Origin of the sequence: Marinifilum flexuosum (assembly GCF_003610555.1) — a bacterium.
Taxonomy (GTDB): Bacteria; Bacteroidota; Bacteroidia; order Bacteroidales; family Marinifilaceae; genus Marinifilum; species Marinifilum flexuosum.
On the sequence record NZ_RAPQ01000008.1, the window covers coordinates 1,161,292 to 1,181,142 of the forward strand.

Genomic DNA, 19,851 nt, shown 5'->3' on the forward strand with positions numbered 1-19,851 from the left:
TGTACCGAACAAAGAATTATGAACCCTATTTTATTATCAAGAGCATGCTTTTGTGATTAAGGATAATATTGAAAATACAATTTAAAAGTATAAATTTATTATTCAATAATTAGCTAATAACACTCCAATTTACCTTTGTCTTACTAAGTCTTTTTACTTGTTTGGCTAAAGTGAAGTTTTCTTCTTTTTCCAGAAGTGGATCATCGTCTAAAATTTCCTGTGCAACATCTCTTGCATATTGTAGTAACTGACCATCTTTACCAAGATGAGCAATTTTTAGATCATAGGAAATACCACTTTGTTGTGTTCCTTCAATATCTCCAGGACCTCTTAGTTTTAAATCTACTTCGGCAATTTCGAAACCATCGTTGGTTCTTACCATGGTTTCAATTCTTTTTCTGGATTCATTGGAAATCTTGTAGGATGACATTAGGATACAGTATGATTGTTCGGCACCACGACCAACACGACCACGCAACTGGTGCAACTGCGATAAACCAAATCTTTCGGTACTTTCAATCACCATTACCGATGCATTGGGTACATTAACACCAACCTCGATTACGGTAGTTGCCACCATAATTTTGGTTTCACCTTGCGCAAATCTTTGCATTTCAGCATCTTTTTCGGCAGGTTTCATTTTACCATGAACCATGCTTATGCCGTATTTTTCAGGAGGAAAAGCACTGGCTACACTTTCATATCCTTCTTCCAGATTTTTATAATCCATTTTTTCCGATTCTTTAATCATCGGATATACCAAATAGATTTGCCTTCCCAAATCAATTTGCTTTTTCATGAATTGATAAACCTGACGTCTTTTGTTCTCGAAATAGTGAACCGTTTGAATGGGTTTTCTTCCTGGCGGCAATTCATCAATTACTGAAACTTCCAGATCACCATACAAAGTCATTGCTAAAGTTCTAGGAATTGGAGTTGCAGTCATTACCAGTACGTGAGGAGGAATGTTATTCTTTTTCCATAACCTGGCACGTTGTGCTACACCAAACCTGTGTTGCTCATCAATAATTACCAAACCAAGATTATTAAACTGTACAACATCTTCGAGCAAGGCGTGTGTACCAATCAGAATTTGTAACTCTCCACTTTTAAGGTCTTCGTGAATTCTACGTCTGTCCTTTTGTTTTGTGGAACCAGTAAGCAAAGCAACATTCACATCAATTCCTTCCAGAAATTCAGAAATGCTTTCCATGTGCTGTGTTGCCAGAATTTCGGTAGGAGCCATTAAGCATGCCTGGCAACCATTGTCGAGCGCCATAAGCATACACATCAGTCCAACCATGGTTTTTCCACTACCCACATCACCTTGTAACAGTCGATTCATTTGTTTTCCTGAACCAACATCTTTACGGATTTCTTTAATTACTCGCTTTTGTGCATTGGTTAATTCGAAAGGCAAATTGTTTTGGTAGAAGCAATTGAAGTATTCGCCAATTTTTGCGAACGGATGTCCTTTGTATAGGATTTTCCGTTTCATTTTCATTTTAAGAATGTTGAGTTGGATATAGAACAACTCTTCAAACTTTAAGCGATATTGTGCTTTTTTAAGGATCTCGGCATTTTGCGGAAAATGAATTTGCAATAATGCTTCGTGAAGGTTGATAAGACCTAGTCTTTTGATCAGCGGTGCAGGTAAAGTTTCGGGTATTTTCCCATTTACTGATTTGAGTGCATTTTCTTGCAGTTTCTGAATTGCTCGTGAATTCAGAAAGCTATTCTTCATTTTTTCAGTAGTCAGGTAAAAAGATTGAAGCGAAGCATTAATCTTCCCGTTGCTTTTATTGGCTTCTTCTATTTCAGGATGAACAACATTAACCTTTCTGTTGAATTCTGAAGGCTTTCCAAATACAATGTAATCGGTATTTGGCTTTAGGTTGCCTTTAATGTATTTAATGCCTTTAAACCAAACCAATTCCATGGTATCTTCACCATCGGTAAAATAAGCAACCAAACGTTGTTGACGTTTTTCACCCAAAGTTTCGATGCCTGTGATTTGGCCTCTTACCTGAATGTAAGGTAGTTTTGAGTTGATCTCCCTAATTGAATAGAATTTGGTTCTATCGATATATTTGTACGGAAAATGATACAACAAATCCTCGTAACTATAAATCGATAGTTCTTGATTCAAAATGGAAGCTCTTTTGGGACCAACTCCAGCTAAAAATTTTATATCCAGACCAGCTAATTCAGACATTTAAAGTATTGAAAGTTCAAAAAATCTAATAATTTTAATTTTTGAGAAACTCAAATTTACAATTTAATTCGCCAAATATACATAAACACTAGCATGAGTGGAATTCGTTATCGACTAAAAAAAAGATTAATTCGTTTAAGAACTTATCGCCGAAAGGGCTTTGGAGAACATTCGTCATATGCAATTGATTTGATAACTAATGTATTCGGAGCTAAGCTTCATTATTATGCCTTTCGTGATCTTCAACATACCAGGGAATTGGCAATAAAATTGCTAAAAGCTTCCTGTAAGTCAGCTGCCATTAGTGCAGGTCGTGCAAATTATCTGAAGGAGGAAATCCTAAATTTAAAAAGAGGAAAGGATGTGGATCGTTTGATTTTTCGATTGATGAACTACTATCAAGTAAAAAAGCCTGTGTTTATTGGAAATGGTTTGGGCTATACGAAGGCATATATGGCCAAGGTTGATTCTAGAATTAAACTTCACTGTATTGGAGATTGTCTTAAAAATGAAGAGATAAATTCTAAAATTTTTAACAATCAGCTTAAAATTAATAATGTAGAATCTATACATTTTAATGAATTAGGGGGAGTTGATTTTGTGGTAATATCCAATTTGGCCAGTATGGAAGATATTGAGTTGTTTAGAATTAATTACCCTCATTTTTTGGGCAGATCTTCTATTTTAGTTTTTCAAAACATGAATAGAAATCCCCTATTGTTGGAAACTTGGAAAACACTAAAATGTTCTCCTTCATTTGATTTTTACCTAAATATACACTCTGTTGGAATTTTAATTTCTATGGATAATACGAAAAATAAATTCTTAGAATCGTTCTAAATAATAAAAAATTTTATCTTTGTTATAACTGCTAATATTTACCGACAAACTTGTAGGTATTAGCCAAAAAAATAGAGCAATGGATAAATTTAAAGTATATACAAAAACAGGGGATAAGGGAACTACCGGACTTATTGGTGGAACACGTGTTCCAAAATATCATTTGAGGTTAGAAGCATACGGAACAGTTGATGAATTGAATTCTTACATCGGTTTAATTCGATCTCATCAAATTGAAGAAAAAACTCTGGAAGTTTTAAATATAGTACAGAATAAGTTGTTTTTGATTGGTTCTCGTTTGGCTACTGATGATGAAAAATCGGATTTAAAACAAAAGCTAAATCTGAGTGAAGATGATATATTATTATTGGAATCGGAGATGGATAGAATGGATGAAGAACTACCAGAATTGAATAATTTTGTTCTACCTGGCGGGAGTCAGTTAAATGGATTTTGTCATGTTGCAAGAACAATTTGTCGTAGGGCAGAGAGAAGAGCCAATCAATTATCAATAGAAATTGACATAAATCCCTTATTGTTGAAGTACTTAAACCGTTTGTCGGACTACTTATTTGTGTTATCACGCAAGGTTTTAAAGGATGTTGGGGCTGATGAAATAAAATGGGAGCCTGACTTGTAAATTCGGAAAAAAAAATTATATTCGCAGAATAAAGGAACCTAAAAATATTTTGAACTTATGTATTGGACACTTGAATTAGCAACAAAACTTGAAGATGCCCCATGGCCGGCTTCCAAGGATGAGTTGATTGACTACGCAATTCGCTCTGGTGCGCCGCTAGAGGTGATTGAAAATTTGCAGGAAATCGAGGAAGAGGGAGAGATTTTTGAGAGTATTGAGGATATTTGGCCTGATTACCCTAGCAAAGGAGATTTTTTATTCAACGAAGATGAATACTAAAAAATAAAAAACGAGGTTTTGAAACAAAACCTCGTTTTTTATTTCCTGCTTTAATCTGCTCATCAATCAGTAGATTCTGCTTTTAATATACTTTTAGCTGTATGTGGAGGTGTATTTCTCCATATAAATATATCTTCTTTTGACTTTGGCTGAACACCATCGAACCAACGGAAATTTTTCAGGAATAGCATTTCTTGTTCTACTTCAAACAAAGGATACATATTGCCATCAGGTTTTTTGATAAACTTAATCTGATCGATTTTGTTATCCTTTATAAGTATTGTAATATTACTGCTCTTGGCAATATTCATTCCCATTAATATTTCTTTGTCTTTAGGATAATATATGGTTTCACCATTGCCATCAATATCTAATTGGTAAATTTTATTGTCTCTAACATGACCAAGCATGTTCTTTCCTTTAATCTGGTTGTAAAAGACACTGTCTTCTTTTGCCGTTAGAAAAGAAGAACCTCTAAAATGAAGATATTTTAGTTTCTGATTTTGTGTTTCGATACCTATGGTATCAGCAACCATTTGATTTCCCTGTGCCCATAAAACCGGATCGTTAAACAATCGGATAGTGGAGTCTTGCATGGTATATACCAGAGAATCACATTTACCCTGCAAATCAGGTCGGAAAAACTTTACGTGATGGAAAGCCTTTATTAGTTCATAATCTGCACTGTCTTTTGATATGGTAAGGGTATCTGCATGTAGAAAAAGAGAATCCTGTTCGGCCACTTGAATGAATACCGCAGAATCTGTCATTAATGCTTCTTCGGTATTCTTAAAAGTTTCTAAAAAATGTCCTTGTAAGATAATATTATTAACAGTGTCTTTTAATTCTACATTATCGAATATTCTAGCGGTTTCATTGTTTTTATCAAGGTAAATGCTATCGCCTTTTATTTGATATGCTTTACTATTAAGAGTTGTGTTTTTAAAAAATTGCGATATTCCAGTAGCTGTATTGTACCATCCATCTTCCGAATAAAGTGTTTCAGTTTCATTTTCGATGGTAGTAGGACCTAAAATAAAAGCAGTTTTACTAAGCGTGTTGTATTTTAGTGTGTCCGATTTTAAAGTATAGTCATTACTTAGAACCTCAACGCTATCTTTAAAGAACAACAAATCCTGTCGCGTGTAATATCTTCCAATGCTGCTGGTAAGCGTATTGTTTGTGTCTACAATTTTTCCACCATCAAAATAGTAACCTACACTTTCATTCATGTCAAAATCAAGAAATTCAGTGGTAACCGTAACGGTTTTATTTTTAAGCTTTACATTGTCACGCATTTCAGCCAGTTTGGTGTTTCCGTAGTACTTTAGTACATCACCATAAATGTGAACTGTGTCCGAGCTAATAATGTGAACATTACCATATGCAACAATTCTGTTGTCGCCTCTGAACTGATATACGCTATCGCAATACATCTTAATGTTTTCGTGGGTTATAAATACATTGCCATTGAAAACAGTAAGCTGTGATTCTGATTTTAATTCGGCTCTGATATCATCTGAGTTTTTAATTTCGATTAATGATTTTTTCTGAGCTTCCAGCGTAAATGAGAACAGGCAGAATATTCCTGCGAATAGAATAATCGATTTATATTTTGTAATGATGCAAGGCATTCCTTTTATTTTAATAATTCTGTTATAATATCTTCAACACTAATTCCTTCAGCTTCGGCCTTGTAGTTTTTCATGATTCTATGTCTTAATATAGAAACTGCAACTTCCTTTACATCTTCTATGTCCGGAGAATATTTTCCGGAAAGAAGAGCGTGTGCTTTGGCACCAATCACCAAATATTGCGATGCTCTTGGTCCAGCTCCCCAATTGATATACTCATTTGCCATAGGATGCGAGAACTCGGTATTAGGCCTCGATTTTGCCGCCAAATTTACAGCATATTCCAATACATTTCGATTAATTGGTACTTTTTGTATCAATTTTTGATAATAAGAAATCTTTTCACCCGAAATAATCTTGTTCAATGCAATTTCCTTGCCACATGTAGTGTTTTCAACAATCGAAATTTCATCTTCTAATTTTGGGTAATCCAAATAAATGCTAAACATGAAGCGGTCCAATTGAGCTTCAGGAAGAGGATAGGTACCTTCTTGCTCGATTGGGTTTTGTGTGGCCAATACGAAAAAAGGCTTTTCGATTTCGTAGTTTTTACCATTTACCGTTACCATTTTTTCTTGCATTGCCTCCAATAAAGCCGATTGAGTTTTGGGCGGTGTACGGTTGATTTCATCAGCAAGTAGAATGTTGGCAAACAAAGGACCTTTTATGAAATTGAATCTACGTTCATTGTTTAATATTTCTGTTCCAATAATATCAGAAGGCATTAAGTCTGGTGTAAACTGTATTCTTTGGTATTTTAAGTCTAATACCTGTGCAATTGTGTTTACAAGTAAAGTTTTAGCAAGTCCGGGAACACCAATCAGTAAGCAGTGTCCATTGCTAAAAATCGAAATCAATACCTTTTTAATGATTTCATCCTGACCATAAATTTTCTTACCAATTTCCTCAAGTAGCTTTTTGTAATCGGCGTGTAAGGAATTAGCAGCTTCAACTTCTGATTTAAAGTTCATAAGGATTTAGTATTTGGATTTCCTTGAAAAAATTCAGACACAGCAAAAAGGCTGTGTCTGAGAAAATATTTTAAGCTTTATTATTTTTGCCAGCCTTTGAATCTGAATTTTGCATTTTTGTATGAATCATCAATGTGAACGTAAGTGCCAGATTGCTTTTCTTTGATCCATTTATCAAGAATATCTTGCTGCTTTTGATTGGTCAGCATATTCTCAAAAATGCTCCAATCGTCAGATAGGTTTGCTGTGTGAGATTTGGTTTCTGATTTTATCTTGATGATTTTGTAAGCATCCTTTCCTCCTGAAACATCTAATAATGGCTCAGAAATTTCATTGATTTTTAAGCTGTTAATTTGTTGAGCAATTGCAGGAGGCAAATTGTCTTTTTCAAATCTAGATGATCCAGTATATGGATTAACAATCAAACCACCATTATTTCTGGTATCCTTATCAGCTGAGAAATAAAATGCAGCCTCATCAAACTTTAGTTTTTCATTTCGAATTAAATCTGCGATACTATCTAAACGCGCTGTAGCTTCTTTTCTTTTATCTTCTTCAATTTTTGGTTTAAGAAGAATGTGACGTACATTAATTCTTTCTCCTTTTCTATCGATGAATTGAATGATGTGAAACCCGTATTCAGTTTCTACAATCTTAGAAACTTTATCAGTTTTTAGGTTGAAAGCTACGTTTGCAAACTCTGGTACTAAACTAGATCTAGGAGTATAGCCTAATTCACCACCTTGACGAGCACTTCCTGGGTCTTCAGAATAAAGAACTGCCAAGGTTGAAAAGCTCTCACCTTTATGTACTCTGTCTCTAAATTCTCTTAACCTGTTTCTAATTCTGTCTTTCTCATCATCAGTAACTTTTGGATATCGAACAATTTGTTGTACCTCTAGTTTGCCAGCAATTGTAGGCAAGCTGTCTTTGTTTAGTTTATTGTAGAAATCACGAACTTCTGCCGGTGTAATGTGAATGTCTTTTGTGATTTCTGCCTGCATTTTTTCTTTAATACGTTCATTTCTGGTAGGTTCTCGCAAATCATTTTTCATATCAAGAATTGATTTGCCAAAATATTGTTCCAATTTTTCTTTCGAACCTATTCTTTGAATGTACATTTCCATTTTACGATCAAGATCATCCTCAACTTCTTGTTCGGTTACCTCAACACTATCAATCGCAGCTTGGGCAATCATAAGTTTTTGAATCAATAGATCTTCAAAAATTTCGGTTTTCAAGTCAACACTACCCGATGTATATCCTTGAGCTTTAAGACTGATGAATCTTTGCTCAACATCCGATTTTAATACAACCTGATTACCAACCACGGCAATGATTTTATCTACCACATTGTCTTGAGCATTAAGAGTAAGAATACTCAGTAACAATAGTGTTAACACCGTGCAAGTTTTTCTAAAAATGTAACGCATATTTTATGGTTTAATAAATTTTGAATTTATTTTTCGATTCTGCATCTCTGTAGATGTTTTCTTCGAGATTTTTAATGAATTCTATTTTTCGTTTATTGATTATTATTTTTCTAATGTCATCTCTCACAAAGTCAAGAGGAGCAATATTATTCTTGAACTCAACATTTTTAATGGCAACAAAATACCTGTATGTCGAGTCTTCTGTTTCAATGTGCTTTCTACTTTTTAATAATTTGTCTTCATCGCTAAATTCGAAAGGGATTCTACTTAATAGTTCTTTCGCATTTACCCATTGCCCGCTAAAATTATCAAATTTTGTGGCATTCTGAAAACAGTAGTCTTCCAATTCGTCCCAATCTTCTTCTTTTTCTGACTTATAAAGCTTTTGAATTCTTTTGTAATCGGGAACAGGTTTTGAGATTTGAATGTATAATGCTTTGATAATGTTTCTGTTCAGTATGAAATTCCCTGAGTTTTGACGATAATAATTGTCAATTTCAAAAGTGGTAACAGAAGTATCAAGTTTTTGCTCTAAAAGCTGTTGCTGGTATTTGTGAATAATTAAAGAAGAACGATAATCTTCTACCATTTTGCTAACATCTTTATCTTCTTCCGAAAGATTAAGTTCAGCTTTTGAAATGATCAACCGTTTTTTTATCCATTGGTGAATATAGTTATCAGCAATTAATATACTGTCTTCATTAGTACTTCCATTGGGGACGATTGCTGCTACTTCACTCATGTATAAAAAGTTCTGATTTACTTTAGCAACCACCTTGTCTTCTTCCTGATTGTAATTGCAAGCAATCATGCCTGCAAGTAAAATTATTGTTAGTATGTATTTATTCATTCTTATTTGTTCGCAAGTTTGTTAAAGCTGAGAGATTGATTTTTACAGAATATTTCTTTCTAAGTTCTTCCGACCATTTTTCCTCAAGCCAAGCTCTGTAATCCTCCAATACAATATCTTTAACTGTTTTGTAATCAGTTTTTTTGTTGTATTTGTACTGATTGTTAATGTAATATTTTTTTGTCTTTTCTTTGTCTGAAATATTATTCCATATTGTTTCTTTTGTGATAAAATAAACTAGAATTCCATTTTCGTATTCATCCAGCAATGTTTTTAGCTCTTGATGTCTTTCTACAAGTTTATTTTTGTGGTATGCTAAGATACAAGTGTTTGAGAAATTAACATATAATCTATTGATATAATCTTCAAAATTTTCATAAATATCTTTTGACGCTTGTTTACTTAGGAATTCAGCAAACTTTTCTTGAGAGTAATCGTTATCTTCTATCGAAAATAAAGTTTCCCAAAGCTCTGCGTAAGCATAATCCAGAATTGAGTAAAAATTCGATAGTAAATTCTTGTTTTCCTTGAATTGATATCTTTCTTTTAACTGCTTGATTAATTCATTTTCTGAAATTCTTGATCTACTATCTTCTTCCAAAAGCTCAATCAATTCACCTTTGCATTCCTGAAGATTGTTATATTCCTTTTTCTCCAAAATCTGTATAATGTGGTAGCCAAATTCTGTTCTTATGGGTTGTGAAAAATCTCCTTTCTTTTTTAATTCAAAAGCAGTTCTTTCAATTGTTGGGTGAGTTTCGAATAATCCAAACCATGGCAATATACCATTGTTATTTATCGAACTAACATCATCGGAATATTTTTGAACCAACTCGGAAAAATCAGCTCCTGATTGAAGAAGTTGATAGATAGAATCCGCTTTTAGTTTGATCTTATTTTTTTCGTTTTTCTTTTTAAATTCAAGCATAAGGTGCCTAATTTTCACCTTTCCTGGATTTTTAATCTTTTCAATGGTTTGGACAATATGGTATCCGTAAGGTGATCGAATAGGTTTGGAGTATTTGTCTTTTGACATGCTGTAGGCAGCGGTTTCAAAGGCGTAATCCATATCGAAAGCTGTAATGTATCCTAATTCTCCATTGTTTTTTCTAGCTGATAAATCATCAGAAAATTGATTGGCAAGTTTTGAAAACTTCTTACCCTGATTTAATAATGAATAGATTCTGGTTGCTTCCTGATAGGCTTCAAGAGTATCTTTCGGAGTAGCTCTACCTTCAATCTTAATTAAAATATGACGAGGCTTTATAAAATATTGAATTCTTTCGAATGTTTCTTCAAGTAAATTTTGATTGATATTGACAGGATACAAATATGCTTTAAAAGCTTGATTATGGTAGGTTTCAATTTCCTGAATCACTTCTGGTAGAGTGTCAAATTGAAGATTTTTAGCTTCAGTGGCTTTTAGATGAAAATCGATATATAAATCTAAAGATTCTTTTAGAGAAAGCGGTTTGTTGTGCTGATCACGAAGTTTATTACTTTCATAAAGTTTAAAAAATGGAGCAGAAGGATAAGATGTATCATTAATGCTAAAAAGGGTATCTGTTGAATTGTATTGCCCGTAACTTGCTAACGAGCAATATAAAACTGTAATCAGATATAATAAACCCTTCCTCATTCAGTAATTATATGGTAAATATTCTAAAAAAGAAAACGGTAACCCGTACCATAACGGGTTACCGAAATATATGCGATAAAATTATCTGCTATAGTTAGGAGCTTCGCGAGTAATCGCAACATCATGCGGATGACTTTCTGCCATACCCGAAGCTGTAATTTTAACAAATTTGGCGTTGTGCAAATCTTCAATACTTGCAGAACCACAATATCCCATACCAGCACGTAAACCACCAATTAACTGATAGATTACTTCATAAAGAGTTCCTTTATAAGGTACACGTGCAACAATTCCTTCTGGAACCAATTTCTTGATATCATCTTCAGCATCCTGAAAGTAGCGGTCTTTTGAACCATGTTGCATCGCTTCAACAGAACCCATACCACGATACGATTTGAATTTACGACCGTTATAAATGATGGTTTCTCCTGGAGATTCTTCAACACCAGCAAGAAGTGATCCTGCCATAATACAATCTGCACCAGCGGCAATTGCTTTTACAATGTCACCAGAATAACGCAAACCACCATCTGCAATTACAGGAACACCAGTTCCTTTAAGAGCTTTAGATACTTCGTAAATTGCGCTTAACTGTGGAACACCAACACCAGCAATAACACGAGTTGTACAAATAGAACCTGGTCCGATACCAACTTTAACGGCATCAGCACCAGCGTCAACTAGCATTTTTGCAGCCTCAGGAGTAGCAATGTTACCAACAATAAACTGCATGTCAGGAAACTTTTTCTTTGCAGTTTTTAGTACTTCAACAACACCTCTCGAATGACCATGAGCAGTATCAATAATAATAGCATCGGCATTTGCTTGAACTAAAGCTTCAATTCTATCCAATGTATCACCAGTTACACCAACTGCAGCAGCTACTCGTAAACGCCCTTTCTCATCCTTACAAGCCAAAGGCTTATCCTTTGCTTTGGTAATATCCTTGTAAGTTACCAAACCAATCAGTTTGTTTTTTGAATCAACAACTGGTAGTTTTTCAATTTTGTGAGCTTGAAGAATTTCTGCAGCTTTTTCCAAATCTGTGGAATCGGAAGTGGTAACAATGTTTTCACTTGTCATTACTTCTGATATTGGACGATCCATATCCAATTCGAAACGTAAATCACGATTGGTAACAATACCTAATAGTGATTTATCTGTGTCAACAACAGGAATACCTCCAATTTTAAATTCCTTCATCAATGCCAAAGCATCTTTTACAGTTTTGTATGGAGGAATTGTAATTGGATCATAAATCATCCCGTTTTCAGCTCTTTTTACAGTTAATACCTGTTTTGCCTGAGCTTCGATACTCATGTTCTTGTGAATTACACCAATACCACCTTCACGAGCAATGGCAATTGCCAAAGCAGATTCGGTAACAGTATCCATCGCAGCAGACACCATTGGAGCATTAAGAGTAATGTTACGGGAGAACTTAGTTTTTAAACTTACGTCTCTAGGAAGTACTTCAGAATAAGCAGGAACCAAGAGAACATCATCAAACGTTAGACCGTCAGAAATAATTTTATCAGATACGAATGACATTATGCAATAATTTTAGATTTAAATTGCATGCGAAAATACAAAAAAATAGCGGAATAGAACTTGATTCCAAATACTAAAAATTGTTAATTGATTAATTCCACCTAAAAGTTAGTATTTTTAAACTGTTTTATTGTTAGAAAAAGTGAATAAAAAGACCATAAACAAACTGGAAAATAAATAAATGGATCGATTTAAGGATGTTCTAAAAAAATATTGGGGCTATGGAATGTTTCGTCCTTTGCAGGATGAAATTATTAAATCGGTTTCAGAAGGAAAAGATACTTTGGGCTTAATGCCAACCGGAGGAGGTAAATCTTTAACTTTTCAGGTTCCCACTATGGCAATGGAAGGCATCTGTTTGGTGGTTTCGCCTTTGGTTGCCTTAATGAAAGACCAGGTACAAAATTTAAGAGAGAATGGAATTAAGGCTGAATTGTTATACTCCGGGCTTTCAAGACATGAAATTGAAAATATTCTGAATAAGTGTTTATTCGGGAATGTGAAGTTTTTATACATTTCTCCAGAGAGAATAAGTTCAGATATATTTAGGAAGAAAGCTGTGCAAATGAATGTTTGCCTAATTGCAGTAGACGAATCGCATTGTATTTCGCAATGGGGTTATGATTTTCGACCTTCATATTTGAAAATAATTTCGCTTCGAGAGCTTTTGCCGGATGTTCCAGTTTTAGCATTAACTGCTACGGCAACAAAAGATGTAGTTTTTGATATTCAGGAAAAGCTTGGATTTCCCGAGAAGAACGTGTATCGAAAAAGTTTTGAACGTAAAAATTTGGTGTATCTGGTCAGAGAAAACGAGAACAAGCCAAAATATCTGCTTAAGATACTGAACAAGCAAAAAGGAAGTTCGGTTGTTTATGTGCGAAGTCGGAAAAAGTGCAAGGAGTTGGCAGAGTTCCTAAAAAATAATAGAGTAAAAGCAGAGTTCTATCATGCAGGATTGCCGAACGAAGTGAAAGATTTTCGTCAGGAAAGATGGCGAAAAGGGATTGTGCAAGTTATGGTAGCAACCAATGCTTTTGGAATGGGAATCGATAAATCGGACGTGCGTTCTGTTGTACATATGGATTTGCCGGATACATTGGAAGCCTATTTTCAGGAGGCGGGAAGAGCAGGAAGAGATGGCAAAAGAGCTTATGCTGTAATGCTGTATTCAAATCCCGATAAGGTACAGTTGCTGAAAAGAATAAAAACATCATTTCCTGAAAAGGATATGATTGTTAGGACTTACCAGGCATTGGGGAACTTTTTGCAAGTGGCGGAAGGAGCTGGCAAGGATGCGGTTTTCGACTTTGATTTGGGACAGTTTTGTCAGAATTTTAAATTTAATGTTCTGCAGGCTTTTAGTGCTTTAAAGATATTGCAACGAGCTGGATACATCGAATTGACAGATGATTTGGAACATGAGTCGAGAATACATTTTGCAGTCCAACGCGATGATCTGTATAAGTTCCAGGTGGCCAATAAAGATTTTGATGCCTTTATAAAAATACTCTTACGATCGTATACCGGTTTGTTTACCGATTACGTTCCTATTAATATTGATACTTTATCTAAAAGAATTAAAGCCGATAAAGAATTAATAATTGAATACCTAAAAGAATTATCGAAGTATGGTATCATAAAATACATCCCAAGAAAGAAAACACCTTTTATATTATATACCCAGGAGCGATTGCCTGTCAGCTTTATTAAATTGAATAAAGAGGTTTATCAGGCAAGAAAGGAAAATCTTGAAAGTAAAATTCAATCGGTGATTGATTATGCAGAATCGGAAAATATATGTCGATCGAAATTTTTATTAGAATATTTTGGGCAAAAGTATGCTCCCGATTGTGGGATGTGTGATATCTGTAAAAGCAAAGAAGAGAAAGAGCTGAGCGAAGAAGAGTTTAAGGAAATCTATTATGCGATCTTGAATTTAATTGAAAATGATTATTTATGCATTGATGAACTTGTGGATCGTTTAGAATACAAGGATGATAAGATTTTAGAAGTAATTCAACATTTAAAAGACAACGAAGAGGTAGATTGCCAAAGTGGTAATCGAATAAAATACATTCCAATTTAGTTCGTAATTTAACCAATAATATAAGGGGATAGAACAGGCCTATTTGTCAAATCTTATGTGCTGACTGGAAACTAAGGATTTATTATTCGTAAAATCTTGTTATTTTTGCAAGGTTGTAGGAAAAAATAGAGATGGAAGATCAATTTGAACACGTAGTATATTCTAAAAATGTAATTGAATTTGTAACAGTAGCAAATGAATTTTGCTTGCTATTGGAAACAAGTTCAAAAATTTCAAAACTTGAGTTCGTAGAAACAGCTCAAAAATTATTGCCGTTGCTTTATTTAAAAGCAAGTATGTTGCCGAGCAATGAAAATGAGTTGGAAGATGAAGTTGAAAAGTTTGTAACAGAATCAGATTGGGAGTTTATTCATTCTAGTGTGAAGAACAAGATGGGAGCTCATGATGAGTTTTTAGAGGTGTTCGAGAATGATATGGAATATAGTGATAGCCCATTGGTTGCTTCTGTTTCTGAAAATTTTGCCGATATTTATCAGGACCTTAAAGATTTTATTACTTCTTATAAGATAGGAACAGTTGAAGTAATGAATGATTCCCTTTGGGATTTAAACAATCATTTTTACGAGTATTGGGGACAAAAATTGGTGAATTCGTTAAGAGCAATTCACAAATTAGCTGCCGATAAAATGAATTTAGATGATGAATCTAGCTTAGGGGCTGATTCAGATATAGATAACATAGATATGAGTGGGTCTATTTTCTCGCAACGTCAGAGAGAATGGGGCGAAGACAATGAATAGGAAAATAAATTCCGGAGTAAAAGAGTATTAAATGTTGCCATTTCAAAAATCAATTACAAGCGAAGAAGCAAATAAAATGCCGTTAAAGGCTTTCGAAGGAGATATCATTCTAGTTGATGAGTATGAAGATCTGGATGAAGCAGTTCAATACCTGAAAAAGTATGCTATTTTAGGATTTGATACGGAAACTCGACCATCGTTTAAAAAAGGAAAAGTTAACGATGTTGCTTTACTTCAATTGGCAGCTAACTCGAAAACTTTTTTGTTTAGAATCAATAAAATAGGACTTCCTGAAGAAATAATAGAATTGCTTAAGAATCCCAATATTGTGAAAGTAGGGGCTGCAATTAAAGATGATATCAGGGGTTTACAAAAACTAAACGATTTTGATGCCAACGGATTTTTAGAATTGCAAGACTATGTTTCTAACTTTGGAATCGAAAGCTTTTCTTTAAAAAAACTGTCTGCAATAGTTTTAAACTTTAGAATTTCTAAAAGGCAACAGGTCTCTAATTGGGAAGCAGAAATTTTGAGTCCTGGTCAGTTAAGATATGCAGCAACCGATGCTTGGGTGTCTTTAAAGATTTTTGAAAGGTTGAAAGCTACAGAGCAAGAATTGTAAGACTCACACAAAATACCTTGACTGTTTACAGTCGTTAACAACGAATGCTTTTCATTCGTTAATCAGTAAAAAACACATTTCTAAATGATAGATTATCCAAAAGTATACCTGAGAAAAGGAAAGGAACATTCTGTAAAACGATTCCATCCATGGATTTTTTCAGGAGCTGTAAGTAAAGTAGATGAAGGCTTGCAAGAGGGAGATTTGGTCTCAGTATATAACGATCAAAATGAATTTTTAGCAATCGGACATATTTCTATTGGTTCAATTGTAGTCCGTATTTTAAGCTTCGAAAAGAGAGAAATTAACCTGAACTTTTGGGTAGAAAAAATCCGCTCTGCTTGTGAAATGAGAAGAGCTATTTCTTTGTATGGACCAGAAAATAATAATGTATTCAGATTGGTTCATGGTGAAGGAGATGGATTGCCAGGTTTGATTATTGATTTTTATGCTGGAACAGCAGTGATTCAATGTCATTCGGTTGGAATGTATTTGCACCGCGAAGAAATTACAGAAGCATTGCAAACTGTGTTTGGTGAAGATTTGGTGACTGTTTTCGATAAATCGGAAGGAACCATTCCTTTTAAATCAGGAATTGAACCTAAGAATGGATACCTGTTTGGCGAAGCAGAATCGTTTACCGCACTAGAGAATGGATTGAAATTTAATGTGGACTGGTTGAAAGGCCAGAAAACAGGATTCTTTATTGATCAACGTGAGAACAGAAGCTTATTAGAGCATTATTCAAAAGGAAGATCAGTATTAAATATGTTTTGCTACACAGGTGGTTTTTCTTTTTATGCCATGCGAGGTGGTGCGGAGTTGGTACATTCTGTTGACAGTTCTTCTAGAGCAATTGATATCACAAAAGAAAATGTTGAGCTTAACTTTCCAGGAGATAAGCGACATGAGGCATTTGCCGAAGATGCATTTAAATTTTTAGATCAATCATCTCAAAAATATGATTTAATCGTACTCGATCCGCCTGCATTTGCGAAACACAAAAAGGTGTTGGATAATGCATTAAAAGGATACAAGCGATTAAATAAAAAAGGATTTGAACAGATTAAGCCAGGTGGAATTTTATTCACTTTCTCTTGTTCACAAGCAGTTAGCAAGGAAGATTTTAGAAAAGCAGTGTTTGTGGCTGCGGCTAATGCAGGAAGAACGGTTCGTGTGTTACATCAATTGACACAGCCAGCCGATCATCCTGTAAATATTTACCATCCTGAAGGTGAATACCTGAAAGGTTTGGTTTTGTATGTTGAATAGACATTTTTTTGTATCTTCAGTATGGCTTATAAAAGAGAGCAATACTCTCTTCGTATTAATTACTAAATCGAAACTAGTTGAAATTTTCCGAATTTGATTTTTCTCCTGAAATAATGGATGGACTCGATGCCATGGGCTTCGAAACACCTTCTCCGGTTCAGGAGTTATCTATCCCTAAGATTATAGAAAAAAAAGATATGATTGTTTGTGCCCAAACGGGTACGGGTAAAACGGCAGCATACCTTCTTCCGGTAATGGACCAAATCCAAAAGAATCAAATTGAAGGTTTTAGTACCTTGATATTGGTTCCAACGCGCGAGTTGGCCATGCAAATCGATCAGCAAATGGAAGGATTTGGATACTTTGTTTCCATTACTTCATTGTCTGTTTATGGAGGAGGTGATTCATCGGTTTGGGATCAGCAAAAAAAGGGCCTGATGGAAGGAGCAGATGTTGTGATTGCAACTCCTGGAAGAATGATTTCTCACTTGAATTTAGGCTATGTTGATACATCGAAGATCAAGCATTTGATTTTAGATGAGGCCGATAGGATGCTGGATATGGGATTCTTTGAGGATTTAATGCAGATTGTTAGCTTTCTTCCGAAAGAGAGACAAAATCTAATGTTTTCGGCTACCATGCCTCCAAAAATCAGAGAGTTAGCAGAAGAAATTTTGGTTGAGCCGGAAAGTATCAATATTGCAATCTCGAAACCAGCAGAAGGAGTTTTACAAGCTGCTTACATGCTTCACGAAAAACAAAAAATTCCTTTGATTAGCCATTTGTTGGAAGGAAAAGATCTGAAAAGTGTAATTATTTTCTCATCCACGAAAGTAAATGTCAAGGCCATTACAAAAGATCTTAAAAAACACAATTTTAAAGCAGCCGGTATACAATCTGATTTGGAGCAGAGTGAGCGAGAAGAAGTGTTGCGCGAATTCAAAAATAGAAAACATCAAATATTAGTTGCTACGGATATTATTGCCAGGGGAATTGATATTGATTCAATCGATTTGGTAATCAACTTTGATGTTCCGAACGATGCTGAGGATTACGTGCACAGAGTTGGACGTACGGCACGTGCAGAATCGGAAGGAGTTGCCTTAACTTTTATTACAGAAAAGGATCAGAACGACTTTAAAAAGATTGAGGATTTAATTGAGTCGGATGTGTTTAAAATTCCTGTTCCTGCTGAATTGGGAGAAGCACCTGAGTACAATCCTCGAACAAAAACAAAACCTAAAGGCAAACGAAAGTTTTTTAAAAGAAAAAAAACAAACAAATAATAGTAACCCTAACCAAAGAAAAATGACCCAAGCTGAATCTTACGACATGATTGTGATCGGCGCCGGAATAAGTGGATTAAGCCTCGCAAATCATATTGCCCGATCGGGAAAAAAAGTACTAGTTGTAGATACTGCCGATAAGGTAGGTGGATGTTTAAATACTTATTACAAAGATGATTTCTGGGTTGAAATGGGGGCTCATACTTTCTATGCGACCTATACCAATTTGATTGATTTGATTCAGAAAAATGGATTGGAACAGGACATTGTGGCTCGTGAGAAGGTAGGCATGAAAGTGTTTACCGATAAGCATGAGAAAATCATGTCTGGGGTAAATAAGTTTGAGTTAATACGATCGGTTCCCAATTTGTTTTTCTCGAAACGTGATGGAAAAACCGTTAAGGAATACTTTGGTAAAATTGTAGGACCAAAGAACTACGACAATGTTTTTACTCGCATGTTTAGCGCCGTGATTGTACAGAATGCAGATAATTTTTCTGCAGAATATTTTCTAAAGCGTCGCAAAACCAAAAGCAAGGAACATCCTAAGAGTTTTATTCTTAAAAAAGGAATGACCAGCTTTATGGAAGCTCTTGCTGCACATGAGAATATCAAGATTCAGCTCAATACAAAAATCGATCAGCTTACTAAAAATCAGGAAGGGTTTGAAGTGAAATCAGAATTGGGAGATGTATTTACTTCCAAAGATATTGCTTTGGCTGTCTCTCCTAAGCTTGCTTCGGAACTAAGTAAAGGTTTGAACTCTGATTTATCTTCTGTTCTGGCGGATTATCCAATTCAAAATATTGAGTCGAGAACGGTTATTCTGCCTAAAGAAAAGTTGAATTTCGATCCTGTAAGCTTTATAATTCCTTTGCAAGGACCTTGCTTTTCAATGGTTACCCGTGATGTAATGACTCATGACAATTTGAGAGGCTTCGCATTTCATTTTGAAGAAAATCATATCGGTAAGGAAGAACAGGAAAAATTCATGACTGAATTGCTTTGTCTTGATTCTTTGGATGCCGAAACCGTAGAGGCAAAACACAAATTACCACTAATCAAGGTTGGTCATACCGAAAGAATGGCAAAGATGAAGCACTTGGCTGAAGAAACAGGAATTTACATCACAGGAAACTATTTTAACGGCCTTTCTTTAGAGGATTGTGTTGAGCGTTCGAAGCAGGAATTTGAGCGATATGTTGGGAATTATAAATGATGGGTTAAAAATTATTAATTGAAATTATCTGCTAAGAGTTTTCAGCTAAAAGATTTGAGAAAGAGAGAGGTGCAATACACCTTGGTAGGTGTTTGTATTCTTATATATGTGGTGATTATTGGATTACGAATGTATAAATGGAACAACCATTTGAATTCAGATGAACGAATAATTACGCTTGCAACATTTTATGAAAGTCATCCTTCAGGAGGAACTAAAAGTGTTTCAAATTCATTTTCATATTTTTATAATGTTGATGGAAAATATTATTTTGAATCTGTAGTAGTAGATTATATAGATAAAACTGAAGTTGGGAATGGGGATAAAGTCCAGTTTATTGTAGTAGTTTCAAAGAAAGATCCAACAATTCATTGTATTATTTGGAACAAGAAATTAAATATTCAGCAGCCAATAGGCAAGATATTTAATTATAAAATTGATAAGGAAACGATTCAATATTATACTATGCAAATTGGTTTATCACCAAGAGGAAGATTAGACTCGGAAAAGGAAATAAGGCTAAGAAAAATAAACTTGCTTAAGTAGATTA

The 19,851-nt window shown here is 34.6% G+C and carries 17 protein-coding genes; 10 read left to right on the forward strand and 7 right to left on the reverse strand.

What is annotated here, in order from left to right; translation table 11 throughout:
• Window positions 1-109: 109 nt before the first annotated feature.
• Window positions 110-2,215, reverse strand: a complete 2,106-nt coding sequence (gene recG, locus BXY64_RS04990; protein WP_120238823.1) for an ATP-dependent DNA helicase RecG — start codon at window positions 2,213-2,215, stop codon at window positions 110-112.
• Window positions 2,216-2,308: 93 nt separating this feature from the next.
• On the opposite strand from recG, the gene BXY64_RS04995 reads away from it, so the two are divergent.
• The 3 genes from BXY64_RS04995 (at window position 2,309) to BXY64_RS05005 (ending at window position 3,974) form a co-directional block, all read left to right on the forward strand.
• Complete coding sequence (locus BXY64_RS04995; RefSeq protein ID WP_120238824.1) at window positions 2,309-3,055, forward strand: hypothetical protein; 747 nt, start codon at window positions 2,309-2,311, stop codon at window positions 3,053-3,055.
• Between the two features lie 79 nt (window positions 3,056-3,134).
• Complete coding sequence (locus BXY64_RS05000; protein ID WP_120238825.1) at window positions 3,135-3,695, forward strand: cob(I)yrinic acid a,c-diamide adenosyltransferase; 561 nt, start codon at window positions 3,135-3,137, stop codon at window positions 3,693-3,695.
• Between the two features lie 57 nt (window positions 3,696-3,752).
• Window positions 3,753-3,974 (forward strand): DUF2795 domain-containing protein, encoded by a 222-nt coding sequence (locus BXY64_RS05005; RefSeq protein ID WP_054714819.1) that lies wholly within the window; start codon window positions 3,753-3,755, stop codon window positions 3,972-3,974.
• Window positions 3,975-4,036: 62 nt separating this feature from the next.
• Here BXY64_RS05005 and BXY64_RS05010 read toward each other — a convergent pair whose 3' ends face one another.
• The 6 genes from BXY64_RS05010 to guaB form a co-directional block, all read right to left on the reverse strand.
• The gene (locus BXY64_RS05010; protein WP_120238826.1) at window positions 4,037-5,608 is read right to left on the reverse strand and encodes an OstA-like protein; all 1,572 of its coding nucleotides are present in this window, start codon (window positions 5,606-5,608) and stop codon (window positions 4,037-4,039) included.
• Window positions 5,609-5,613: 5 nt separating this feature from the next.
• On the reverse strand, window positions 5,614-6,579 hold the full coding sequence (locus BXY64_RS05015; protein ID WP_120238827.1) for an AAA family ATPase: 966 nt from the start codon (window positions 6,577-6,579) through the stop codon (window positions 5,614-5,616).
• Window positions 6,580-6,659: 80 nt separating this feature from the next.
• Complete coding sequence (locus BXY64_RS05020; protein WP_120238828.1) at window positions 6,660-8,012, reverse strand: peptidylprolyl isomerase; 1,353 nt, start codon at window positions 8,010-8,012, stop codon at window positions 6,660-6,662.
• A gap of 10 nt (window positions 8,013-8,022) precedes the next feature.
• The gene (locus BXY64_RS05025; protein ID WP_120238829.1) at window positions 8,023-8,862 is read right to left on the reverse strand and encodes a peptidyl-prolyl cis-trans isomerase; all 840 of its coding nucleotides are present in this window, start codon (window positions 8,860-8,862) and stop codon (window positions 8,023-8,025) included.
• Complete coding sequence (locus BXY64_RS05030; RefSeq protein ID WP_120238830.1) at window positions 8,855-10,501, reverse strand: peptidylprolyl isomerase; 1,647 nt, start codon at window positions 10,499-10,501, stop codon at window positions 8,855-8,857. Before BXY64_RS05030 ends, BXY64_RS05025 begins: the two co-directional genes overlap by 8 nt.
• Before the next feature lie 81 nt (window positions 10,502-10,582).
• Window positions 10,583-12,052: an IMP dehydrogenase gene (gene guaB, locus BXY64_RS05035; RefSeq protein ID WP_120238831.1), complete on the reverse strand. Its 1,470-nt coding sequence runs from the start codon at window positions 12,050-12,052 to the stop codon at window positions 10,583-10,585.
• A 181-nt stretch (window positions 12,053-12,233) separates the two neighbouring features.
• Between guaB and BXY64_RS05040 the strand changes: the two genes are divergently transcribed.
• From BXY64_RS05040 to BXY64_RS05070, 7 genes are all read left to right on the forward strand, one after another.
• Window positions 12,234-14,141, forward strand: coding sequence for a RecQ family ATP-dependent DNA helicase (locus BXY64_RS05040; protein ID WP_120238832.1), 1,908 nt, complete (start codon window positions 12,234-12,236; stop codon window positions 14,139-14,141).
• A gap of 131 nt (window positions 14,142-14,272) precedes the next feature.
• On the forward strand, window positions 14,273-14,902 hold the full coding sequence (locus BXY64_RS05045) for a DUF5063 domain-containing protein (protein ID WP_120238833.1): 630 nt from the start codon (window positions 14,273-14,275) through the stop codon (window positions 14,900-14,902).
• 31 nt (window positions 14,903-14,933) lie between these two features.
• On the forward strand, window positions 14,934-15,524 hold the full coding sequence (locus BXY64_RS05050) for a 3'-5' exonuclease (protein WP_120238834.1): 591 nt from the start codon (window positions 14,934-14,936) through the stop codon (window positions 15,522-15,524).
• A gap of 84 nt (window positions 15,525-15,608) precedes the next feature.
• Window positions 15,609-16,796: a class I SAM-dependent rRNA methyltransferase gene (locus tag BXY64_RS05055; protein WP_245996596.1), complete on the forward strand. Its 1,188-nt coding sequence runs from the start codon at window positions 15,609-15,611 to the stop codon at window positions 16,794-16,796.
• 77 nt (window positions 16,797-16,873) lie between these two features.
• A complete protein-coding gene (locus BXY64_RS05060; RefSeq protein WP_120238835.1) occupies window positions 16,874-18,082 on the forward strand; it encodes a DEAD/DEAH box helicase in 1,209 nt (402 codons plus the stop codon).
• A 22-nt stretch (window positions 18,083-18,104) separates the two neighbouring features.
• Complete coding sequence (locus BXY64_RS05065) at window positions 18,105-19,301, forward strand: protoporphyrinogen/coproporphyrinogen oxidase (RefSeq protein ID WP_147375898.1); 1,197 nt, start codon at window positions 18,105-18,107, stop codon at window positions 19,299-19,301.
• A gap of 18 nt (window positions 19,302-19,319) precedes the next feature.
• The gene (locus tag BXY64_RS05070; RefSeq protein ID WP_120238837.1) at window positions 19,320-19,847 is read left to right on the forward strand and encodes a DUF4230 domain-containing protein; all 528 of its coding nucleotides are present in this window, start codon (window positions 19,320-19,322) and stop codon (window positions 19,845-19,847) included.
• Window positions 19,848-19,851: the final 4 nt, after the last annotated feature.

Bases quoted from the DNA above. Each gene is read 5' to 3' on its own strand.
- recG (WP_120238823.1), bottom strand. From the start codon at position 2,215: ATGTCTGAATTAGCTGGTCTGGATATAAAATTTTTAGCTGGAGTTGGT.
- BXY64_RS04995 (WP_120238824.1), top strand. From the start codon at position 2,309: ATGAGTGGAATTCGTTATCGACTAAAAAAAAGATTAATTCGTTTAAGA.
- BXY64_RS05000 (WP_120238825.1), top strand. From the start codon at position 3,135: ATGGATAAATTTAAAGTATATACAAAAACAGGGGATAAGGGAACTACC.
- BXY64_RS05005 (WP_054714819.1), top strand. From the start codon at position 3,753: ATGTATTGGACACTTGAATTAGCAACAAAACTTGAAGATGCCCCATGG.
- BXY64_RS05010 (WP_120238826.1), bottom strand. From the start codon at position 5,608: ATGCCTTGCATCATTACAAAATATAAATCGATTATTCTATTCGCAGGA.
- BXY64_RS05015 (WP_120238827.1), bottom strand. From the start codon at position 6,579: ATGAACTTTAAATCAGAAGTTGAAGCTGCTAATTCCTTACACGCCGAT.
- BXY64_RS05020 (WP_120238828.1), bottom strand. From the start codon at position 8,012: ATGCGTTACATTTTTAGAAAAACTTGCACGGTGTTAACACTATTGTTA.
- BXY64_RS05025 (WP_120238829.1), bottom strand. From the start codon at position 8,862: ATGAATAAATACATACTAACAATAATTTTACTTGCAGGCATGATTGCT.
- BXY64_RS05030 (WP_120238830.1), bottom strand. From the start codon at position 10,501: ATGAGGAAGGGTTTATTATATCTGATTACAGTTTTATATTGCTCGTTA.
- guaB (WP_120238831.1), bottom strand. From the start codon at position 12,052: ATGTCATTCGTATCTGATAAAATTATTTCTGACGGTCTAACGTTTGAT.
- BXY64_RS05040 (WP_120238832.1), top strand. From the start codon at position 12,234: ATGGATCGATTTAAGGATGTTCTAAAAAAATATTGGGGCTATGGAATG.
- BXY64_RS05045 (WP_120238833.1), top strand. From the start codon at position 14,273: ATGGAAGATCAATTTGAACACGTAGTATATTCTAAAAATGTAATTGAA.
- BXY64_RS05050 (WP_120238834.1), top strand. From the start codon at position 14,934: ATGTTGCCATTTCAAAAATCAATTACAAGCGAAGAAGCAAATAAAATG.
- BXY64_RS05055 (WP_245996596.1), top strand. From the start codon at position 15,609: ATGATAGATTATCCAAAAGTATACCTGAGAAAAGGAAAGGAACATTCT.
- BXY64_RS05065 (WP_147375898.1), top strand. From the start codon at position 18,105: ATGACCCAAGCTGAATCTTACGACATGATTGTGATCGGCGCCGGAATA.